15 protein-coding genes are annotated in these 16,209 nt (G+C 47.1%); 6 read left to right on the top strand and 9 right to left on the bottom strand.

Annotated features, from left to right (window positions below; all coding sequences use genetic code 11):
- Nucleotides 1-448: 448 nt before the first annotated feature.
- The 4 genes from NC981_RS14790 (at nucleotide 449) to purB (ending at nucleotide 4,055) form a co-directional block, all read left to right on the top strand.
- Nucleotides 449-859: a hypothetical protein gene (locus tag NC981_RS14790; RefSeq protein ID WP_348243654.1), complete on the top strand. Its 411-nt coding sequence runs from the start codon at nucleotides 449-451 to the stop codon at nucleotides 857-859.
- Nucleotides 852-1,274 (top strand): HNH endonuclease signature motif containing protein, encoded by a 423-nt coding sequence (locus tag NC981_RS14785; protein ID WP_348243653.1) that lies wholly within the window; start codon nucleotides 852-854, stop codon nucleotides 1,272-1,274. The genes NC981_RS14790 and NC981_RS14785 overlap by 8 nt, the downstream gene beginning before the upstream one ends.
- 123 nt (nucleotides 1,275-1,397) lie before the next feature.
- Nucleotides 1,398-2,696: a TldD/PmbA family protein gene (locus NC981_RS14780; protein ID WP_348243652.1), complete on the top strand. Its 1,299-nt coding sequence runs from the start codon at nucleotides 1,398-1,400 to the stop codon at nucleotides 2,694-2,696.
- A 63-nt stretch (nucleotides 2,697-2,759) separates the two neighbouring features.
- Nucleotides 2,760-4,055 (top strand): adenylosuccinate lyase, encoded by a 1,296-nt coding sequence (gene purB / locus NC981_RS14775; RefSeq protein WP_348243651.1) that lies wholly within the window; start codon nucleotides 2,760-2,762, stop codon nucleotides 4,053-4,055.
- Here purB and NC981_RS14770 read toward each other — a convergent pair.
- A complete protein-coding gene (locus NC981_RS14770) occupies nucleotides 4,052-4,891 on the bottom strand; it encodes an SH3 domain-containing protein (RefSeq protein ID WP_348243650.1) in 840 nt (279 codons plus the stop codon). The two genes, purB and NC981_RS14770, sit on opposite strands and share 4 nt — an antisense overlap.
- 43 nt (nucleotides 4,892-4,934) lie before the next feature.
- Between NC981_RS14770 and NC981_RS14765 the strand changes: the two genes are divergently transcribed.
- Nucleotides 4,935-5,753 carry a rhodanese-related sulfurtransferase gene (locus tag NC981_RS14765; protein ID WP_348243649.1) on the top strand — a complete coding sequence of 273 codons (819 nt, stop codon included), beginning with the start codon at nucleotides 4,935-4,937 and terminating at the stop codon, nucleotides 5,751-5,753.
- Between the two features lie 216 nt (nucleotides 5,754-5,969).
- Nucleotides 5,970-6,281 carry a hypothetical protein gene (locus NC981_RS14760; RefSeq protein WP_348243648.1) on the top strand — a complete coding sequence of 104 codons (312 nt, stop codon included), beginning with the start codon at nucleotides 5,970-5,972 and terminating at the stop codon, nucleotides 6,279-6,281.
- 46 nt (nucleotides 6,282-6,327) lie between these two features.
- Here the strand turns inward: NC981_RS14760 and NC981_RS14755 are convergent, their stop codons facing one another.
- The 8 genes from NC981_RS14755 to NC981_RS14720 all read right to left on the bottom strand — a co-directional run bounded on the left by NC981_RS14755 (nucleotide 6,328) and on the right by NC981_RS14720 (nucleotide 15,786).
- A complete protein-coding gene (locus NC981_RS14755; RefSeq protein ID WP_348243647.1) occupies nucleotides 6,328-6,771 on the bottom strand; it encodes a hypothetical protein in 444 nt (147 codons plus the stop codon).
- Between the two features lie 200 nt (nucleotides 6,772-6,971).
- Nucleotides 6,972-8,054 (bottom strand): glycosyltransferase family 4 protein, encoded by a 1,083-nt coding sequence (locus tag NC981_RS14750; protein ID WP_348243946.1) that lies wholly within the window; start codon nucleotides 8,052-8,054, stop codon nucleotides 6,972-6,974.
- A 198-nt stretch (nucleotides 8,055-8,252) separates the two neighbouring features.
- Nucleotides 8,253-8,462, bottom strand: coding sequence for a hypothetical protein (locus NC981_RS14745; RefSeq protein WP_348243646.1), 210 nt, complete (start codon nucleotides 8,460-8,462; stop codon nucleotides 8,253-8,255).
- A 191-nt stretch (nucleotides 8,463-8,653) separates the two neighbouring features.
- Nucleotides 8,654-8,836: a hypothetical protein gene (locus NC981_RS14740; protein WP_348243645.1), complete on the bottom strand. Its 183-nt coding sequence runs from the start codon at nucleotides 8,834-8,836 to the stop codon at nucleotides 8,654-8,656.
- Between the two features lie 42 nt (nucleotides 8,837-8,878).
- Nucleotides 8,879-9,268, bottom strand: coding sequence for a hypothetical protein (locus NC981_RS14735; RefSeq protein ID WP_190377708.1), 390 nt, complete (start codon nucleotides 9,266-9,268; stop codon nucleotides 8,879-8,881).
- Between the two features lie 101 nt (nucleotides 9,269-9,369).
- Nucleotides 9,370-10,503, bottom strand: coding sequence for an aminotransferase class V-fold PLP-dependent enzyme (locus tag NC981_RS14730; RefSeq protein ID WP_348243644.1), 1,134 nt, complete (start codon nucleotides 10,501-10,503; stop codon nucleotides 9,370-9,372).
- A gap of 300 nt (nucleotides 10,504-10,803) precedes the next feature.
- A complete protein-coding gene (locus NC981_RS14725) occupies nucleotides 10,804-11,700 on the bottom strand; it encodes an MBL fold metallo-hydrolase (protein WP_348243643.1) in 897 nt (298 codons plus the stop codon).
- Between the two features lie 462 nt (nucleotides 11,701-12,162).
- Nucleotides 12,163-15,786 (bottom strand): glycerophosphodiester phosphodiesterase family protein, encoded by a 3,624-nt coding sequence (locus NC981_RS14720; RefSeq protein ID WP_348243945.1) that lies wholly within the window; start codon nucleotides 15,784-15,786, stop codon nucleotides 12,163-12,165.
- Nucleotides 15,787-16,209: the final 423 nt, after the last annotated feature.

The following is a 16,209-nucleotide window of genomic DNA, read 5'->3' as shown; positions in this document are numbered from 1 at the left end:
GCACTATCTCTTGCTCAAATCGATCTCTCTTCTCATCCACACCCTCAAGCGACGATAAATTCCGGCGCGATCGTCTCCCCACTCTGCGTTTCACAATTCACCACTCAAGCGCGAGTCTCAAACACTCAAGCGCGAGTTTCAAATACTCAAGCGCGAGATTCAAAGACTCAACGACGAGTGTTTGAGACTCAAGCGCGAGTCTCAAACACTCGTCGTTGAGTCTTTGAATCTGATTCACGAGAATTGATCACTCGCGCTTGAGTCATTAAGACTCGTTCACGACTGTTTAAGCTGCATTGATGAGTCATCAGAGTTCAGTGTCGAAGAAGAGAACGTCGATCGCCCTTCTGATCCATACAATCAAACGCTGAATTTCAAACGCGATCGTGCATTCTCTAAACCGATGCGCGATCGCTAAACTATAAACAGATTTATTTCTAAGACAGACATGACCAACATCACCCTCGCCCTGTCTCCAGAACTCGAACAAAGACTTCGCATTGAAGCCGCCAAGCAAGGGCTTGAACCCGATCGCTACATTCTCAACACCCTACAAGAACGTTTACTCAGTTCCCCGACCTCGCTACCGACCGAAGCCGAACTGCTTCAAAAAATCAACATTGGCTTTTCCTCAGAAACTTGGCAGCAATACCACGCTTTGATCGCCAAACGTCAAGCTGAAATCCTCACTCCCGCAGAACATGAAATTCTCATTCAATTAACCGATCGCCTTGAACGCCTCAACGTTGATCGCATTCGAGCCATGATCCAACTTGCAGCGCTAAGGAATCAACCCTTAACCGAGTTAATGCAATCTCTAGGCATCAATCCCAATCCAGAAATTATGGATTATGCCTGAATCACGCCTCACTTCAGAGCAACGAAAACAGATCCAACAACGCGCCCGTTATTGCTGTGAGTATTGCCTGAGCCAAGCAAAATTTTCGCCTGATCCTTTCTCGATCGAACATATCATTCCTCATTCAAAAGACGGTACGAGCGAGTTAGACAATCTTGCGGTTGCCTGCCAAGGTTGCAACAATTTCAAATACAACCACACAGAAGCGATCGATCCAATTACAGGTGAACTTGCTCCGCTTTATCATCCCCGACAACACAATTGGCAAGATCACTTCACTTGGAGCGACAATGCAGATCAAATTCTGGGGCTAACCCCGACTGGACGTGCCACGGTTGAGCGTCTACAGCTTAATCGAGAAGGAGTGGTCAATCTTCGCCAAGTTCTACGCTCGATTAATCAACATCCTCCATAACTCTCATCGCTAAATTTCAAACGTGATCGCTAACAAGAAATCAATTTGGCGTACAGTGATCAAGAGTTGGGATCGCCCAACGGTAGCGCCCCTTGTTTCCCAGATTTTTGTCCCCAAATTTCTATGTCGATCGCGTCTTCCCTACCCGAACAACTGCTTGATCTTGCCTTACGCTCCGGAGCCGAATGCGCTGAAGTATTTCAATCGCAATCGCTGTCTCGTCCCGTCTTTTTTGAAGCCAATCGCCTCAAACAACTCGAAAGCACCGAAGCCGAAGGAACCGCCTTACGCTTGTGGAAACAAGGTCGCCCAGGGTTAGCTGTAGCGTATGGAGCCGTTGAACCGCAAGCACTCGTCGATCGTGCCCTTGCCATCAGTCAACTGAATGAACCCGAAGAAATCGAACTGTCTCCCGCTTCGCAATTGTCTTATCCCGATGTGGGGCAATCGGTCAGCGTGGAGCAGTTAGTCGAATGGGGCAAAACCGCGATCGAACTGGTGCGCGATCGTTATCCAGAAGTGCTGAGTTCTAGCGGTTGGGATTGTGAAGCGGAAACGACGCGCTTGATCAATTCCCACGGACTCGACTGTGGCTATATGGATACAACGTTGAGCGGCTTTCTTGAAGTGGAATGGGTTCGGGGCGATGATTTTCTCAATGTCTCTGATGGTCAGACTGAGCGCGATCGACTTGATCCGGTGGCGATCGCTCAACAAGTGTTACAGCGATTAGACTGGGCAAAAGAAAATGTCTCAACTCCGGTCGGACGAGTGCCAATTTTGTTCACCTCGAAAGCGGTGGATATGCTGTGGGGAACGGTGCAATCGGCGTTAAACGGAAAGCAAGTGATCGAAGGCGCATCACCTTGGAACGATCGACTCGGTAAGCTTGTGACTTCAGAAGCAATCACGCTTTCACAACAACCGAATGCAGGCCCCTTTAGCTGTCCATTTGACGATGAAGGCACACCGACTCGGATGATTACCTTTATCGATCGCGGCGAACTCAAGCTGTTTTACGCCGATCGCACGACTGGAAAATTACTCGGTAGCGGCACGACCGGGAACGGATTTCGATCGGGCTTAGGCAGCTATCCCACACCGGGATTATTTAACTTGCTGGTTGAGCCAGGAAAGAAATCGCTAGAGGAATTAATTGCGTCGATCGACAACGGCTTGATCGTGGATCAGATGCTCGGTGGCGGTGCGGGAATTTCGGGTGAATTTTCGGTGAATGTCGATCTCGGTTATCGCGTTGAGAAAGGTCAGATTGTGGGACGGGTCAAAGACACAATGGTTGCAGGCAATGTTTACACCGCATTAAAGAATTTAGTCGAATTGGGTGGCGATGCAGACTGGAACGGCTCTTGCTATACGCCCTCGGCGATCGTCGAAGGCTTATCCTGTACAGGTCGCGCCTAAATCCCACTTTTGAAGCGTCAACCAGAGGCGCTACAATGTGACGGTTGAATTCGAGAACCTACCTTGATTGAGCGTTACACCCTGCCTGAGATGGGCGATTTGTGGACGGATCACTACAAATTTAAAACCTGGCTACAAGTTGAAATTGCAGTGTGTGAAGCACAAGCAGAGCTAGGTTACATTCCCCAAGAAGCCGTCGAAGAAATCAAAGCCAAAGCGAACTTCGATGTCGATCGCATTCTCGAAATCGAAGCGAAAGTTCGTCATGATGTGATCGCATTCCTAACCAACGTCAATGAATATGTTGGTGATGCGGGACGCTATATTCACCTGGGCATGACCAGTTCAGACGTGCTAGATACTGCGCTGGCACTGCAAATGGTGGCAAGTCTAGAGGTGATCATGACGCACGTAGAAGCGCTGATCCAAGCGATCCGATACCAAGCCCAACAACATCGCAATACGGTGATGATTGGTCGATCGCACGGCATTCACGCAGAACCGATTACCTTTGGATTCAAGCTTGCAGGCTGGTTAGCAGAAATGCTGCGTCATCGCGATCGTCTCTGTGCCCTGAGAAAATCGATCGCGGTTGGTCAAATCTCCGGAGCCGTTGGAACTTACGCCAATATTGACCCACGCATTGAAGCATTAACTTGTCAGAATTTGGGACTAGAACCCGATGCCGCTTCAACGCAGGTAATTTCCCGTGATCGTCACGCTGATTTTATGAATGGCTTGGCATTGTTGGGAGCCTCGATCGAGCGGTTCGCGGTTGAAATTCGCAACCTCCAAAGAACCGATGTCCTCGAAGTTGAAGAATTCTTCTCGAAAGGGCAGAAAGGCTCGTCTGCGATGCCCCACAAGCGGAATCCGATTCGATCGGAGCGCTTGACCGGAATGGCGCGTCTCCTCCGGGGTTACGCAACCGCCGCACTCGAAAACGTAGCCCTCTGGCATGAGCGCGATATTTCGCATAGCTCAGTTGAACGAGTTGCCCTACCGGATGCCTGCATTCTGGCGCACTTCATGCTGGTAGAAACCACAGATTTGATCAGAAACCTGCTGGTCTATCCGGAGAACATGGCGCGGAATATGAACGTCTACGGGGGTGTTGTATTCAGTCAGCGCGTCATGTTAGCACTGGTGCAAAAAGGGTTGAGCCGGGAAGATGCTTATGCGATCGTCCAATCCTGCGCTCACCAAGCCTGGAACCGTGAAGACGGCAACTTCCGCAAACTCTTGAGCGAAGACCAGCGCGTGACTCAAACCTTATCGCCTGCCGAACTCGATGAATGCTTTGATCCACAAGTTCACCTGAAGAACTTAGATCAGGTCTATCAGCGCTTAGGCATTTAGCGTACTTTGACTTCAAAGGTGTATTCGTACCCTTTGAAGTTTGAGTCAAACTGGAGCGTGTAATCTCCGGTTTCAGGGAGTGTGCCCGTCCAGGAACTAGGCTGCTCCAGATCTGCAATTAATGACTTGCCACTGGGCGAAATGACTGCGGGAAGAAGCTCACCACGATTGCTGCCACTCGTTAGCGTCATTTTCTGCCCTTTGGCAAGATTAAAGCGGTAACTATGCGTTCCGCCGCCCACGAAGCGATCGCGAATCTCGATCGAGTCTTGTCCCCTGCCAAACTGAACGCGCTCAGTTTTTTCACCACAGGTCTTGTCCGTTCTGTTTTTAGCAATCCATCCCGGCGTTTCACCACTGATTCTAAACCAGCCATTTTGCTCTTCTTTGACATCTACATATGTCCCATTTTCCAGCTGTCCGACAATGTTCTCGGTTGTGGTTGCTTTGGGAGACGATCGTACATTGAGCGGGGAATCCGGATCATTCACTCTCGCCATCAAAACTATGCACTTTTCAACCGTTCGAGTGCCCTGAGTAGGTGTATCGCGTGGTGTATCAGGTTCAGGAGTGGGTTGAGAAGTCTCGTCGTTTGTGTTGCTCTTTGCGATTGGCGCAGAAGATTCCGAAACAGGTGGAGAAGGGCTAACAGAAGGGCTAGGAGTAGCAGTGTTGCTCTGTGCATTGGGTTGAGATTGAGGCGTAGAAGAACAGCCTGCAACCAGGGCAAGAACTGTAATAACTCCAATCAAGCGTGACCAGGAACCGTGAAGCAGCATAATGTAAAAACCGAGTAATATCGTAAAGTCTGCTTCAATAGCAATTGCACGAATCACGGAAACATCTGCAAGCGCTAAACTAGGAATCCGAACTGTCTTGATGCTTATGTTGGTCGCTACTTTTTATAAATTTGTTCAACTGCCAGATTACGTAGAGCTACGATCGCCCCTGCTTGCCCTCTGCCAAGCCCAGAATTTGCGGGGAACGATTCTACTGGCACAAGAAGGAATTAACGGTACGATCGCTGGTTCAAAGGACGCGATCGACACCATTCTAGAGTTTCTCAAGCGCGATCTACGGTTTGCAGATTTAACGATCAAAGAATCTGAAACAGGATCGCAAATGTTCGATCGCATGAAAGTCAAGCTCAAAAAAGAAATTGTCACTTTGGGACGTGCAGAAGCTGACCCAACTCAGCAAGTCGGAACGTATGTAAAACCGCAAGATTGGAATGCAGTGATTTCTGATCCGGAGGTGACGGTGATTGATGTGCGAAACCAGTTTGAAGTGGCGATCGGTAGCTTTGAGGGCGCGATCGATCCGCAGACCGCTTCGTTTCGGCAGTTCCCGGAGTATGTCCAGACTGCGCTTGATCCAACCCACCATAGAAAAGTTGCAATGTTCTGCACAGGCGGAATTCGCTGCGAGAAAGCTTCGTCCTACATGCTTGCTCAAGGTTTTGAGCAGGTTTATCATCTCGAAGGTGGCATCCTCAAATATTTAGAAGAAGTACCCCCCGAAGAAAGTTTATGGCAGGGTGAATGCTTTGTGTTCGATCAGCGAGTCGCAGTGACTCATAGTGTTAGCGATGGTTCCTATACAATGTGCCAAGCCTGTGGTCATCCAATCTCACAGGATGAACAAGCCTCGCCGCAGTATCAACCGGGAGTATCTTGCCCGTATTGTGCAGACTCCTAAAGAAACTGGTGTTTATCCTCCAAGTGGCAGACTGCACTTCTGCACTGGATGATAAACACCAACTCAACTGCTCGAACTCCTTCACCATAAGCAAGCCGCACAAGAAACAGTATTCCCCAAACGGGTACTTCGACTGGATGGAATTCTCCCCACAGGTTGACGGATTACCACGCTCGATCGCAAACAATAAGGAGTTCAACTTTATAGGATGCGACTATGGCAAACTCAACTCAATCTGCAAATCTTGATCAAACGATCGCCCTGTTCAGCTCTGACCTAGTTCAAATCGATCCAGAGGCTGCACTTGCCAATATTGAAGCTTGGCAAGCCCAGTTAAAAGGAACCGAACTCGCAGAAACTTTGGGAGAACTTAAGCTCGCGATCGATGGCGGGATGCGTGGTGGTGAAATTGGATCGATTCTGTCTGATCTCGGAAAGCAAGCCACTGCTGCCGCAGCGACCGAGCAAGGAGAAGCAGCAACAAAGCTGCAACAGTTAGGACAGATCCTTTCTAACGCAGTGAAGTAAACAAATAGAACGCTAAGAGGATCAAGGCTCTTCTTAGCGTTGATTCTTAATAAAGGAAAACTGAGCCGTTGTTTTCGACTCGCATTGTGATGCTGTCGGTTGCTAAGTTGGTTGTTGCATTCAGTGTTACTTCGATCGTGCCAGGCAAGGTGGCGGATTGTTTCGGAGTGACATTCAGCAAGCCCGCATCTTGACGATCGAAAGTCAAAGTGGTTGGAACCCGCAGTCCTCGCAGCGTCACGGTTCCGCGTCCAGGTAGCGTTCTTACCTGCGTATCACCAATCGCTTGATAGAGAACTGCGGCATTGGTTTGATTAATCAATGTAACATCCACGCGATCGCCGCTGAGGGTCACTTGTGCTTTCGGTGAAAACTGTGCTTCGGGTGCAGGAGCGACTGTAGGTTGGGTAGATTGAGAAAATACGGGAGTCGTTGCTCCACCGATTGCGATTGCAGTCGCCAAGACTCCAACCCCGATTTGTCTCAACATAATCAATCTCCTTGTTCTTAAATTCGATTAAATTTAGGGACATTAGTGCGTCTTTCCCATCAAATTAATGATAATTAAAAAATCGTATTTGTCATCATTACAACATTCTCTCTACTGAAAAGAACACTCAAAAAGGTGGGCAATCTTAATGGATTGCCCATCGCTAAATGCTCAATTTTAGTGATATCTCAAACAGTGTTTTAACGTTCTAGTGATATCAGCGAAGAATTTCTGCTATGCCCGTTTTGGCTATACTTCTCAGCTAAAATCTGACGATAAACCGCTTCATAACCATCCACCATCTGCTTCACACTAAAGTTATTTTCAACGTGCTTGCGACAATTAAATCGATCGATCTCATGAACTCGATACACTGCTGCAACACATTCATCCACGTTTTGACACAAAAATCCAGTTTCTTCATGTGCAATCACCTCGGAAGTTGCTCCGAGTTCCAGCGCAATCACCGGAGTTCCCGCTGCCATTGATTCAACCATGACGAGTCCAAACGGCTCCCGCCAGGTAATCGGAAATAGCGTTGCGATCGCATTTCCCATCAGTTGATTCTTCTGAGCATGATTTGCCTCACCCAGATATTGAATCTGCTCCCCGTCAATGTGCGGCTTGATTTCCTGCTCAAAATAGTCCACATCAACTCGATCGATCTTACCTGCCATTTTCAGCGGGTATCCAGTGCGCTTAGCAATCTCGATCGCGTGGTGCGGGCCTTTTTCCGGTGAAAGTCGCCCTAAAAAAGCCAGATACGGAGGCGTGTCTGGCTGGGAATAAAATCGATGGGTGGAAGGATCAATCCCGTTATAGACGGTGGCAACGTAATTTAATCCTAATCGGGGTTCTCGTTGTGATTTAGAGATACTAACGTAAGGTTGTGATTTCGCAAAACTAAAGGCTTTCTGATTATCTAAGCTGAATGTGCCATGTAGGGTGTGTATGGTGGGCGTTTTGACCAACTGAGCGCAGGCTAAAGCGGCAAAACCGATATGTGAATGAATAATGTCAAAGTTGTGAGCATTTTGATAAACGCGATTTAGCTCGATCGCTTCATAAACATTAAATTCTTGAACCGATGGATCAAGGCGTAGTGCGCTAGGATGAATCGCATCGAGTTTTGCCTGAGTTGTAGAATCCCCAGTCGCAAACAAGGTTACATCATGTCCTCGACGAACTAGCTCTTCGGTTAATAGACTCACCACGAGTTCTGCACCTCCATAGGCTGGAGGAGGCACCGTTTCCCATAAAGGAGCAATTTGAGCAATCCGCACGTAAACCTCCGTAATAAAAGGGTCAGTGAAGAGCATACGAGTATTTACGGAACTTCCACATCTGGCTATCGAGTTACGGCATTAGGTAGATGAGCTTATGGCGCTAATCGCTCTGTGGACTTCAAATCAGACTAGGAGCGATCGTTGCTGCGATGGTGGAGAGCGTTTTATTGTCAGCGGCAGGATGATCAGCCGTCTTCAGACATTAGATTCTTCAATCAGCTGAATTCGACCCAAGCGGACGGCGTAGAGTAAACGATCGATTGCTTGTTTTTCTTCGTCGCTGGTCTGGTCGTTGAGCAGAGCATCTCTAAGATGCTGACAATCACGCAGGGCAATTTTTCCAGTGCTGCTGACTTCAGCAAATAATTCAGAAAGCGTATCTGAGGGCAATGGAAGATTGTTCATTGGGAAGCATGGGAAATTATCGTAACCTTAGTATTGACGCTCTACCCCGTGAAGTCGGTGACAGGCTGAGGACTGGCTTGTGACTTTTTTTTACTTCAAAAGTGATTTACATCACAATGGACTGAAATCACGCTGCTTGTTGCTTCAGATAGTTTTCGCGATTTAAACGGTGGAACGTTCCCTGCTTAGTTTTATAGTTTGACAGCCGCATCATCCTCGATCGACAGCATAAACTGAATTAGATCGGTTTGATCTTGAGGCGTAAATCTAGCCGCTTGATCCACCCACGCTTGATCCACCCAATAGTTGTGCTCACTGTCATTACTATTGATGTTGATGTGTGTTTGATGTATGTTCCGACTAAAAAAGTCCACCGGGAATTCCAGTGGACTTGATTGCTTTCTAAGAGTTAGGGACTATTGACCGAACGCATCTTTGATGCCGTCAACTGCTCTTTTCACAGCGCCCATGTTGTTGTCGATCGCGTCTTTTGTCCGAGACGCATCTTCATCTGCTCGCTTCTGGATGGTTGATGCATCTTCTCGTGCTTTACGTGCAGCAGTGTTATCTCCGTCGGTCGAGCTATTGACCTTGCTCGCATTGCTCTTCGCCGCGTCTTTCACTTTGTCTCTAACGTTGTCCACTAAGCCCTTGGAGTTATCTTCAGTTGCTTGTGCTGCACCTTTAGCGGTTGTTAAAAGCACGGGAGATGCGTTTGCACTCGGAGTCGAGAACCAAAGCGAGGTCATCATTAGAACAGCAAATAATCCAGTGATTAAACGCTTTACAAAATAATTGGGTTTCATAGAATACAGTCTCCGTAAAAATTAGCCTCTTACGTTTTACTGGAAGCAGCGAACTCGGCATATCGTTCTCGCGATAGAAGTTCTTGTGTCCCAAGGCTTACTTAAGCTTGCCTGAGCGATCGTACGGTTTCTCTAACACACAAAGCCGCTTGATCGATCTCCTCTTCAGTGTTAAATCGTCCAATTCCAAAGCGAATCGAAGCATAGGCTAACTCATCAGGAACTCCGATCGCGCTTAACACATGAGAAGGTTCTATCTTGGCAGAGGTGCAAGCGGAACCGGATGAAACCGCGATCGTCGATTGTAATCCCAGCAGTAAAGCTTGTCCGTCTACGCCTTCAATGCTGATGTTCAAATTTCCCGGTAGACGCTCTTGTGGATGCCCGTTGAGATGAATGCCATCCCTGTTTAATTGCTGCCATAAACGATCGCGTAATTGCTTGATCTGCGCCGCTTCAGAAGTTGGATCAGCAATTTCAACTGCTTTACCGAGTCCAACAATCAAAGGGGTGTAAAGTGTTCCCGATCGCATTCCTCGCTCGTGTCCGCCTCCGTGTAACTGTGCTGAGAGTTGAACTCTCGGATTTTTTCGCCGCACATACAATGCACCAATCCCTTTTGGCGCATAAAGCTTATGTCCTGTGATTGACATTAAATCAATGTGATCGACCGTGAGCGGAATCTTACCGATCGCTTGGGCTGCATCAGTGTGAAAAAGAATGTTGCGACTGTGGCAAAGTTCACCGATTTTGCCGATCGGCTGCAACACACCAATCTCATTGTTTGCTGCCATGACTGAGACGAGAATTGTATCTTCACGCATGGCTTTTTCAAGTTCAGTCAGATTGATCATGCCGAAGCGATCAACTCCCAAATAAGTTACTTCAAATCCTAGCGATTCTAGATAGCGACAGGGGTCTAAAACGGCGTTATGTTCGGTTTGAACCGTAATAATGTGCCGTCCTTGATTGAAGTAAGCTTCGGCAACCCCTTTGATCGCTAAGTTATTAGCTTCAGTTGCACCACTGGTAAAAATAATCTCTTCGGGTGTGGCGTGAATTGTTTCTGCAATGATTTGGCGGGCTTGTTTAACAGCAGCTTCTGCTTCCCAACCATAAGCATGAGTTACACTTGCGGGATTGCCATAATGCTCTGTGAAAAAGGGCAGCATTGCGGCTAAAACGCGATCGTCTACCCGTGTGGTTGAATGGTTATCAAGATAAATCGGACGCATCTACAGTTCAATCCTTATGGATGTCTATCTAACAGCACCTGATACTTTGTTTCAGATGCCCAGAAAGAGGTACTTTGGAAAGAGGGACTTTGAAGGCTCCGAATCGCACTAGGGAGATCAATCAGTTTCATCGATGCGGCTTTCTAAAATTTCGAGGATGCCTGTGATCATGAAGCCTCTATGTATTGCAACTCGACGTAGCCTAAGATTAGTCGCACATCGCGTTAGGTAATACCCTTCTTAAACAAGGTTGGTAAGTCCTGTTCGAGCGTATGAACGATCGCGTCAATCCGTTCTTGTTCAATCATCCCAATCTCCGGTCGCTTGGTTTAATCCCATCCAATCGAGACATCTTTGCATTGCTTGGTACATCGTTTCAAGGTCAGCATGATAGCGCCGTCCATGCCCCGGCAGCACCCATTCAAAATCATAGTGACTCAGTTTCTGCATTGATCGCTTTAATTCATCCCAAGAATACCAACACGCTTCACGAAATCCGACCAGATGATTTTGTCTTGCTGACCATGCCAGATGATCGCCTGTAAACAGAAACTTATTCTTATACAGTAAAACCGTGTGTCCTTTGGTATGCCCAGGAACTGGGATAATCAACAACTCAGAATCAAGCTGAAATGGCTCCGTTCCTGTGAGTTTAATTTCAACGCTCTGCGTACTGCGGGTGATCTCGTCGGAATGCAAAATTCGATCGCATTCAAAATGATCGTGAAACTTCTGATGATCCGCAACATCATCACGATGCGTTAAGTAAAGATAACGCACTCCACCCATTGTCTCTAATCGTTTTACCAATGGAGGCGTGAACCTTGGCGAGTCTATTAAGATATTACCTTCGGGACGCTGAATCAAATAGCTTGCAGCACCATAAGAATTCTCAGCGTGATAGCCGCAATGGTAAACATTTTCAGCAACTAAAACTGGAAAGCTCGCTTGAGCAAGTTTAATATCGGTTGGTTTTTCAACGGTTCCGATCGAACCTGTTGGACAGGCTAACAAGGCTTGCAGTGCTTGGAGCCGCTCAGTTTCATTCGCGGGTTGATGAAATACGATCGATTGGCTGTCTTCGCGAGCAAAGATTTCTGGAGACATCCAGCGGCAAGTATCACAATCAATGCAAGAACGATCAACATAAAAATCGCCTGCCACATTCTGCGATCGACGGTCTGCTAAGTGAGCCATTTTCGACTCCATAAAACAATCACCTTGATCATAGCGAATGCAAATCCGATCAAGGGGAGCGGTAAAAATGGGTCGCCTAGGATTCGAGCGAAAGAACGATTCTATTAAACAGAGCTGAAGTAAATCGATCAAAGAAAAATTAGCATTCAAATTCTGTTACAGCCCTCAAAAAAACATGAGCTCGACAAAGTTCTCCGCTGCGTTGCTATTCCACCAAGTGATTAAAAATCCGGGGCGGGACGCAAACGCAGCAACAGGCTCGTCGAACTCATGTCAAGTTGAAAAAGGGCTTGCCATTGGTCACTTGCAGCATCAATTCTGCTCATGGTTCTGTTTTGCTAGGTCCAAATTGGAAGATCTCAGTCAGCACGAACGGCGAGAGTTTGCGTTGGTAAAGTCTGACAAATTCTGACAACACTTCACGCCTGTCCCCGATCGTGCTTATGAATCCCTGAGCCGCACTCACTTCATGGTTGTGAGGGGATCACTGAGCGCGAATTGACTGAACGATCGATCCGAATAACACCCCAGTTCTGGTGTGAGTGGCGATCGTCCAGTTCCCAGCCCCGCAGGCAGTGAGATATCCTCAGATTGCAGCAACCGACTTTGAGCCGGAGTACTGACAGCCGCTAAACCCACACGCGGATCAAGATTGAGAGGTTGTTCAAGTTGCAACCGAATAATTTCGTTGTTATCAATATTAGGTGGACGACCTACCGAGAAGGGATAGTTATTGTCGTTTGCAACCAAGATTGTGAATGGATCGATGACTAAAACATCTTCGATCGTTTCAAACGGAAATCTAAACGTTGTACTGCCATCACCATTAAGGTCATCTGGATCTTCAATCTTTAGTAGATCGACAATTTCCTGTTTTGCAACAAAGCCATTGGCATCTTTTTGAGAGAAGTCAACCTTAAAAATCTTCTTGAATTGAGCCGCATCACCCTGGTTAGGGTCACGCTCAATCACCAGATATTCGTTGTCATTCACAACGGTAAAATCGCCGATCGCATGGTTCGGACTCGACAAAGGATAGTAACCTACTAGCCCGGTATATTGCTTTGATGCAACATCAAACTCATAGATTCTTAAAGCATTACTCGGATCGCCAACCACAGACCCTTCTAGCAACGGATACAGCTTGGATTGATCCGGGCTAATTGCCATTCCTTCAAATCCCCTCGATTGCCCTAAATTTGCAACAACTAAATTGCCGTAGTAAGGCTGATTCGCATCGGTAACGTAAGATTGGGATGCACTCGGACTTAAGTTTGGACGCGAATAGCCTGTTCCGGCAAAGTAATCATCGATCAAGACCGATCGACCTGTTCCCGGAAAATCAGTAAAGAAGCCATCTACGCCTAAATCAATGAACTGCTTAAACTCAGCTCTAGGATTGTTCTGATAGTCCGAAGCTAGGAAAAACGGATCATTTCGCAGCGTGTACAAGTGTACGAGCAAACCTGCACTGTGAGCATCTTGAATCAGCGTCGTCGGTGTACCTAGAACACGATCGACATCACTGATTTGTCCGTCTCCATTCAAATCATCAGGTCTACTATCATTGTTACGATCGACCGTGCTTGCTGGAATAATCAATCGCTTGTCGGGACCGATGCCTGTTGCATAAGTCGCAATCTCTGCAAGTCCTTCCGGTTTGACCAAGTCTGCATAAGTGCGAGCGTTACCATTTGCAACAAAATCGAAGGGGCTGCCTGATCCACCAATCAGTTGAACGAGCGGCAGATCAACGCCTGCATTAGGCATGATGCTGTGATTGAGGTCTTTTAGATTGCTCACTTCAAACGATTGAACATAGACCCGGGATGGGTCAGTAAAGCCACTTGCAACGAGTGTATCGATCAAGAGTTGACTCGTGTTATAGCCTTGGTTTGCGAAAAAGGTTGGATGCTTTGTTTCTGGATAGATGCCAATCTTACGTCCAGTTTCTTTCTCGGTTTGCTTGACTAAGTCAATCACTTCTTGCAAGGTTGGAACTTTTAGCCCATCATTATTGAACTGAGTTCCACGCAATGCAGGCAATCGCTCGATCGCGCTTAGCGTCTTGATTTCTTCTAAGGTGAAATCTTCCGCAAACCAACCTGTGACAGAGCGACCATCGAGAATTTTCGTTGTTTTACGATCGGCGAACTCTGGACGTTGATAGATATCAGTACTGGTGTCTGTTGTATTGAGTGAACCATCTGCATTGAGAACAGCGAGCATCGGTTCATGACGAGCAATCAGAACGCCATCTTTTGTAACGACTAAATCCGGTTCGATGAAATCGGCTCCACCTGCGATCGCAACTTTGTAGGATTCCAATGTATGTTCAGGACGTTCGCCCGAAGCACCTCGGTGTCCAATTACGATCGGTGCATTGCCAGTTAGCGTATCGAATTCTGGTCGCTTCAAAACATCAGGGTTTTGGGGCGATCGCACAAACGGAGCCGTGATTTGATCGCGTACTAAGTCGCCTGTGCCTGGAAAATCATCAAAGAAGCCATCCACACCCAATTCGATAAACTGGCGCAGTTCTAGTTCTGGATTGCCTTTATAGTCCGAGGCAAGGTAGCGGCTTTCGTTGCGGAATGTGTAAGGGTGCACAAGCAAGCCTGCTGCGTGAGCATCATCAACCAACGAGCTAGGCGGCAGCGTTACTTTATCTGCGTCATTGATAGTTCCATCGTTGTTGAGATCGTCGGGTTGCCCGTTGCCGTCACGATCGACGGCCTGCACCGACACAATCATTCTTTTCCAGGGACCAATTCCGCTCGCATAGGTAGCAATTTCTTTTAGACCTTCTGGAGTTCGTAAATCACCATAGGTGCGAGAATCGCCACTGACTACAAAATCGTAAGGTTGAATCTCAATCAATGTGCCATCGTTTCGCACATCACTTGCATCAAACAACTGAACCAGCGGAATGTCTACACCTGCATCCGGCATCAAATTGAACTTGAGATCTTTGAGATTTCCAACTTCAAAGGATTGGATAAAGATACGATCGGGATCAGTAAAATTGTTCTCGACCAGCGCATCAATGAGTTGTTCACTCGTGTTGTAGCCTTGGGTTTCAAAAAACGTTGGGTGCTTTGTTTCTGGATAGATACCAATTTTGCGCCCGGTGTCTTGTTCAACTTGCTTCACTAGCTCGATGATTTCATCGAGCGTTGGAATCTCGAATACGCTGTTATAGATAGTTGAACGAAATGGCAATTGCTGGATCGCTCGAATTTGCTTGATTTCAGCTAACGTAAAGTCTTCCGCAAACCAGCCCGTTACAGGTGTGCCATCGAGAATTTTCGTTGTTTTACGATCGGCAAATTCTGGGCGCTGATAAACATCGGTTGTCGTGTTGCTTAGATCAACTGTGCCGTCATCTTTGACCACCGCTAACATTGGCTCATGACGAGCAATCAGAACGCCGTCCTTTGTCGTTACCAGATCCGGTTCAATAAAGTCGGCTCCGCGCTGGATTGCTAGCTGATAAGCTGCGATCGTATGTTCGGGACGTTCTCCAGAAGCACCCCGATGTCCGATTACAATTGGAACTTCGCCGTTGAGCGTCTTGAGATTAAAGAAGTTCGGAGTCGGGATCGGCGCGTCTAACACTTTCCCGGTTGCATCCGTGTTTAGCAAGAACGGGCCAAATTCGTCTCCGAACCACAGGGTTTTATCTGCCCCAATCGCAAAAGATTCGATGTCGAAATCTGCTCCAGTTAATTGGCGATCGCTTTGCGTTTGATTGACGATCGAGAATGGAATCTTTTGATCAGAATCATTCAGTTGTAAATAGTTGAGAATTTGAACACTGCCGTCTCCGGTTTCGCGCTCCCGGAAATTGGGCTGAAGTTCATAAACTCGCAGTTGAAAATCGGAACTATTTTCTTTACGTCCAAAGCCATTATCGGACATGAACCAAAAAGAGTTCGGACTCGCAAACTGAACCGCACTAAGTCCTTGCACAGGCTGCCCAGGGAACGGGCCTGTTCGCCCATTCCCTGAGATGTCTTTACCTGAATCAGGACCTTCTGCAAATGTATCGGCGGGTAATGATGCGAATCCCTTTAATGTAACGATCGTCATAAATTTCTATACCTAAGTAACACAGGTGAATAAAAATCGTGTTCACCGCAGTATTACATATCAAGATTAAGAATGATTTATGTAAGAGAGAAGAGTTAGGTTAAAAAATAGATTGCTGCAATTAATAGAAAATGTGCAAGGAAAGGCATCTAAAATTTGCATGAAAATCAACACTTAACTAACACTGATTGATGTAGTTAAGAATCAATTATTGAATCAGTATTAACTATGGTATTCGTTGTAATAAAAAATACGGCAGGAGCTAAAAGAACGTGAGTTCGACGCAAATTCTTGACTACGTTTAGATCTGCGCGTTGCCCCCTAAATCCCCCACGGGTGGGGGACTTGGAGAAGCAAAATTCCCCAATCTCATGAGTTCTCCCGACCGTCAAAGTCCCCCAAGATGGGGGATTTAGG

The sequence above is a fragment of the Leptolyngbya sp. DQ-M1 genome (genome assembly GCF_039962505.1).
Taxonomy (GTDB): domain Bacteria; phylum Cyanobacteriota; class Cyanobacteriia; order Leptolyngbyales; family Leptolyngbyaceae; genus Leptolyngbya.
Note: the sequence above shows the minus strand (reverse complement) of the source record. Positions and strands in the feature narration are given on the sequence as shown.

Coding starts and splice junctions, on each gene's coding strand:
- NC981_RS14735 (WP_190377708.1), bottom strand. CDS start 9,268: ATGAAACCCAATTATTTTGTAAAGCGTTTAATCACTGGATTATTTGCT.
- NC981_RS14785 (WP_348243653.1), top strand. CDS start 852: ATGCCTGAATCACGCCTCACTTCAGAGCAACGAAAACAGATCCAACAA.
- NC981_RS14730 (WP_348243644.1), bottom strand. CDS start 10,503: ATGCGTCCGATTTATCTTGATAACCATTCAACCACACGGGTAGACGAT.
- NC981_RS14790 (WP_348243654.1), top strand. CDS start 449: ATGACCAACATCACCCTCGCCCTGTCTCCAGAACTCGAACAAAGACTT.
- NC981_RS14725 (WP_348243643.1), bottom strand. CDS start 11,700: ATGGCTCACTTAGCAGACCGTCGATCGCAGAATGTGGCAGGCGATTTT.
- NC981_RS14765 (WP_348243649.1), top strand. CDS start 4,935: ATGCTTATGTTGGTCGCTACTTTTTATAAATTTGTTCAACTGCCAGAT.
- NC981_RS14780 (WP_348243652.1), top strand. CDS start 1,398: ATGTCGATCGCGTCTTCCCTACCCGAACAACTGCTTGATCTTGCCTTA.
- NC981_RS14760 (WP_348243648.1), top strand. CDS start 5,970: ATGGCAAACTCAACTCAATCTGCAAATCTTGATCAAACGATCGCCCTG.
- NC981_RS14755 (WP_348243647.1), bottom strand. CDS start 6,771: ATGTTGAGACAAATCGGGGTTGGAGTCTTGGCGACTGCAATCGCAATC.
- NC981_RS14745 (WP_348243646.1), bottom strand. CDS start 8,462: ATGAACAATCTTCCATTGCCCTCAGATACGCTTTCTGAATTATTTGCT.